The sequence below is a fragment of the uncultured Mucilaginibacter sp. genome (assembly GCF_903913935.1).
Lineage (GTDB): Bacteria > Bacteroidota > Bacteroidia > Sphingobacteriales > Sphingobacteriaceae > Mucilaginibacter.
This window is the reverse complement of the sequence record NZ_CAIWNH010000517.1, coordinates 1-4,473: the sequence shown is the minus strand read 5'-3', so window position 1 is coordinate 4,473 and position 4,473 is coordinate 1. Positions and strand designations below refer to the sequence as shown.

The 4,473-nt window shown below is 41.6% G+C and carries 5 protein-coding genes; all 5 read left to right on the top strand.

Going from position 1 to position 4,473, the window contains the following annotated elements; genetic code table 11:
- Nucleotides 1–233 (top strand): hypothetical protein (locus QZY09_RS20865; RefSeq protein ID WP_295675674.1); only part of this gene is annotated, 233 nt, incomplete at its 5' end.
- 25 nt (nucleotides 234–258) lie between these two features.
- A complete protein-coding gene (locus tag QZY09_RS20860) occupies nucleotides 259–1,713 on the top strand; it encodes an MBL fold metallo-hydrolase (protein ID WP_295675672.1) in 1,455 nt (484 codons plus the stop codon).
- Nucleotides 1,714–1,730: 17 nt separating this feature from the next.
- Entirely contained in the window at nucleotides 1,731–2,501 is a 771-nt protein-coding gene (locus tag QZY09_RS20855) for an ABC transporter permease (RefSeq protein ID WP_295675670.1), read from the top strand.
- A gap of 5 nt (nucleotides 2,502–2,506) precedes the next feature.
- Nucleotides 2,507–3,274, top strand: coding sequence for an ABC transporter ATP-binding protein (locus QZY09_RS20850; RefSeq protein ID WP_295675668.1), 768 nt, complete (start codon nucleotides 2,507–2,509; stop codon nucleotides 3,272–3,274).
- A 6-nt stretch (nucleotides 3,275–3,280) separates the two neighbouring features.
- On the top strand, nucleotides 3,281–4,300 hold the full coding sequence (locus QZY09_RS20845) for an MlaD family protein (RefSeq protein WP_295675666.1): 1,020 nt from the start codon (nucleotides 3,281–3,283) through the stop codon (nucleotides 4,298–4,300).
- Nucleotides 4,301–4,473: the final 173 nt, after the last annotated feature.

Here is a 4,473-nt window from a genome sequence, read left to right as displayed (position 1 = left end):
TTGATCATTTTCAAAACCAGTTTATTATTCATCAAAGGTATATTGACGACCTGATGCATGATATTCGTAAAAACCTTAAGCACATCGAGGAAGAGGTAGTTACCACGTCCGGCTTTTTTGGTGAAAGTAACTTTACAGAAAATGAGTATTTGTATGAGCAGTTTGTTACCGAGGAAAAAATCTTCAATGAATTAAGGCACGAGTTTAACCGCTTTGCGGCACAATGGATGTAATAAAAAGCGAATAAAAAAAAACACCATGAATACCAATCCACATGAAATAACTTTCGGGGATGATAAAGCAATTTATATCCAATCCCTTGGTGCCGCTGAAACCGTTACCGGTTCAAAGCATTTAATACGGACACCGGGTTTGACTATTATGGTGGATTGCGGCTTATACCAGGGAATAAAATCGGTACGTGAAAAGAACTGGCAGCCATTAACGGTTAAAGCTTCGGCTATTGATGCGCTGATTATCACGCACGCCCATCTGGACCATTGCGGCTACATCCCCGTATTGATTAAAAATGGCTACAGGGGCAAAATTTACATGAGCAAACCAACGCGGGACCTGACAGAACTAATTTTACGCGACAGCGCCAAATTACAGGAAGAAGATGCACGGAAAGCAAACGAACGCGGTTATACAAAACATGCTCCGGCACTCCCCTTATATACGATTGCCGATGTGGAAGCTTCGCTTCGCTATTTTGTGCCTGTTGATGCTGAAAAAAATTACGTTTTAAATGACCATGTTAATTTCAGGTTTTCCGTTGCGGGGCATATCCCCGGCGCCTGCTCCATATTGATCAATTGTTTTGGCAAGAAAATTGTTTTCTCGGGAGATATTGGTCGCCCACATTCTGAATTGCTTCCGGCACCAGTTCATTCAGACTTGGCCGATTTCGTAATAATGGAATCAACCTACGGCGACAGGCTGCATGACAAAGACGATCCGGCTGACGAACTGGTTTTTCTGATAAACGACACTATTTTCAGGCGGGGAAATATCCTGATCCCAACCTTTGCCGTCGGGCGGGCACAGGAAATCATGCATATGTTATACCGGTTAAAAAAACAAAAAAGAATCCCTACGGCTATTCCTGTTTTTTTAGACAGCCCCATGGCAGCCTCTGCGAGCAGAGATCTGCTGAAATACCCGGATTGGATAACTATTCCTGAAAAGGAATGCGCTCAAATGTTCAGCGGAATAACCATTAACGAAGATTATACAGGTACAGAGAAGATCATCAAACAAAAAGGGAGTAAAATTATCCTGGCAGCAAGTGGGATGCTTACCGGTGGCCGGGTGCTTGAATACCTTAAACATTACATTACCGATTCAAAAAACACCATTCTCATTATTGGTTTCCAGGCTGAGGGAACGCGCGGCCGGGCCCTGTTAAATCAAACCCACGAAATAAAGATCCATGGGCATTATTATCCTGCGTTAGCACTTGTAAAAGAAATAGGTGGGTTATCGGCTCATGCTGACCAGGGAGAATTGATCAGTTGGCTGAAAAAATTCAAAACACTCCCGTCAAAGGTTTACCTGGTACATGGCGAACCTTGCGCACAGGAAGCGCTTAGGGTGAAAATTAAAGATGAACTGAACATAAAAGCCGCCATATTGAAAGAAGGAAAAAAGGAATTTCTTTTTGCAGTGACATATTCACCTGCATCACAAAAAGCCGGGGTCTTAACACAATGATACCTTAACTTAAACAAATGGATTTTCTAGTAAAAATGCGTGAATATTTTAACCAAACCGGGAGCATCGCCAGGTTTGCAGGTAATTTTTTTACCGTCGGTATGAAACCCCGTTACGAGATAAAAGAACTACTGGCGCAATGCTATTTTATTGGTTATAACTCCCTCCCGCTGGTAGGCCTTACCGGTTTTATAATGGGTTTAGTGCTCACTATGCAGTTAAGGCCATCCATGGTGGTGTACGGCGTGGCCTCGCAACTACCGATAATGGTTGGCGTTGCCATTATCCGAGAAATCGGACCAGTGATAACTGGCTTAATCTTCGCGGGAAAGATCGGAAGTAGTATAGGTGCGGAACTCGGCTCAATGAAAGTGACCGAACAGATAGATGCAATGGAGGTTGCAGGCACCAATCCATTTAAATACCTGGTTGCCACAAGGGTAGTCGCCACCACTTTAATGCTGCCCATATTAACCATATTAGGTGATGCGATTGCTTTATTTGGGGCCTACGTGGGCGTTAATATCCGTTCAGTAACCAGCCTGCACCTGTTTTTTTCTGAAATATTTAATAGCCTTGTTTATGGTGACATTGCACCTGCGGTAATTAAAACGTTTTTCTTTGGTTTTGCCGTTGGCATCGTCGGTTGCTACAAAGGTTATTTTTCAAGCAAAGGTACCAGGGGTGTCGGAAGTTCGGCAAACTCAGCAGTAGTGCTGGCTTCCGTACTGATATTCATAATTGACTTGCTTGCTGTGCAGATAACCGACGTGTTAGGTTTAAATTGATGGATATGAAAACAGTAGTTAACACATCAACAACCAGCGGTAAAAAGGAACCTGTTATCGTTATCGAAAATCTATGTAAAGCCTTCGGCGATAATGTGGTTTTGGATGATTTTAACTTAACTGTACACAAGGACGAAAATGTAGTTGTACTGGGAAAATCGGGTGCGGGCAAATCAGTACTGATAAAATGTATTATTGGTTTAATGAAACCCGACAGTGGGCGCATCCTGGTTTTTGGCGATAATGTCGCCGAATTGAACCATGATGAGCTTGACCGGATAAGAACCAAAGTAGGTTTCCTGTTTCAAAGCAACGCGTTGTATGATTCAATGACCGTGCGGGAGAATCTTGAATTTTCATTACGCAGGCACTGGATAGAAGTTACCCAGCATGATATTGATAATTTGGTAAAAGAAGCACTTGAAAACGTGGGTTTACCACATACCGTTGATATGATGCCGGCTGAGCTGTCGGGCGGAATGGCAAAGCGCATAGCGCTTGCCAGGACGATGATCCTGAAACCGGAAATTATTTTATATGATGAACCAACAACAGGGCTCGACCCCGTAACGGCTAGAGAAATTGACAAGCTGATAGTTAAGTTACAAAAGAAATACAAAGCATCATCCATTGTCATTTCACATGATATGAATTGTGTTAAAAATACGGCAGACCGGGTAGTGTTGCTTTTGGATGGCAAATGTTATACAGACGGCACATATGAGGAACTTCTGGTATCGGCTGATAAAAATGTAAAACAATTTTTTGAATAATTTAAAATGGCAAACCAGGGAGAAAACAATGTTAAACTAGGCTTATTTGTATCAATAGGGCTATTGGTGCTCATATTTAGTTTTTATATAATAGGTAAGAACCGGAACCTGTTTGGCTCAAATTTTCAGCTAAAGGTTCGTTTTTCCAATACAAGCGGGTTAATTGTAGGCAATAATGTTTTATATGCAGGCATACAAGCCGGTACGGTAAAAAACATCGAGATTATTAATGACTCCACCATCGAAGTGCTGTTAACGATCGACGATAAAATAAAGCCTTTTATAAAGGAGACTGCAGTGGCTTCTATAGGAACTGAAGGACTGATGGGCGATAAAGTAGTTAATATTTCGCCTGCAAAAGTGCCCGGGCACGGCGTAAAGGATGGCGATGTATTGGCTACCCGAAACGCGATCAATATGGATGAAATGCTGTTAACTTTATCAAAATCGAACAATAATATAGCCACGATATCCGAAGGCTTAAAAACGGCTGTCACAAGGGTAAATAATTCAACTATGTGGGAGTTGCTAAACGATAAGGGCGTAGTTGAAAATGCCAGAATAACGTTGCAAAATATAAGTAAAGCAAGTGCTAATGCCAACGAGATGACAAAAGGCCTTAACCTGCTGGTAACTCACATAAAACAAGGGAAGGGAACGGCCGGGCTTCTGCTGTCTGATACGGGAATGGCCGGAAATTTAAAAGAAGCTGTTGCCAGGATCAAATCAGCGGGTAATAACGCGAATAATTTAACCATACAACTTAATGATATGGTAAAAGATTTAAATGGTAGCCTGAACAAGGGAAGCGGAACGCTGCATATGCTATTAAAAGACTCTACCCTCGCAAAAAACCTGGGCACAAGCATGGAAAATGTAAGGAAAGGCACTGACGGTTTTAACCAGGATATGGAAGCCTTAAAACATAACTTTTTGTTGCGCGGGTATTTTAAAAACCTGGAGAAACAGAAAAAGAAACAAAAACTCCAGGACAGCCTTAAAGCAAAAGAGCTTTCCATAAAGTAATTTTCCATTACGAAATACCCAAACATTTTACATCGAAGCGCAATACAACCATGCGTCTGAAAATCATCGCTATAGCGCATTTTAGCCGCCATTTATTGTTATACAAAACAACTGTAAGTATGCTTAATATCAGTTAGTTATGTGACCACTGTCATTTTAATTCAGCTATGTAA

Coding starts and splice junctions, on each gene's coding strand:
- QZY09_RS20860 (WP_295675672.1), top strand. CDS start 259: ATGAATACCAATCCACATGAAATAACTTTCGGGGATGATAAAGCAATT.
- QZY09_RS20850 (WP_295675668.1), top strand. CDS start 2,507: ATGAAAACAGTAGTTAACACATCAACAACCAGCGGTAAAAAGGAACCT.
- QZY09_RS20845 (WP_295675666.1), top strand. CDS start 3,281: ATGGCAAACCAGGGAGAAAACAATGTTAAACTAGGCTTATTTGTATCA.
- QZY09_RS20855 (WP_295675670.1), top strand. CDS start 1,731: ATGGATTTTCTAGTAAAAATGCGTGAATATTTTAACCAAACCGGGAGC.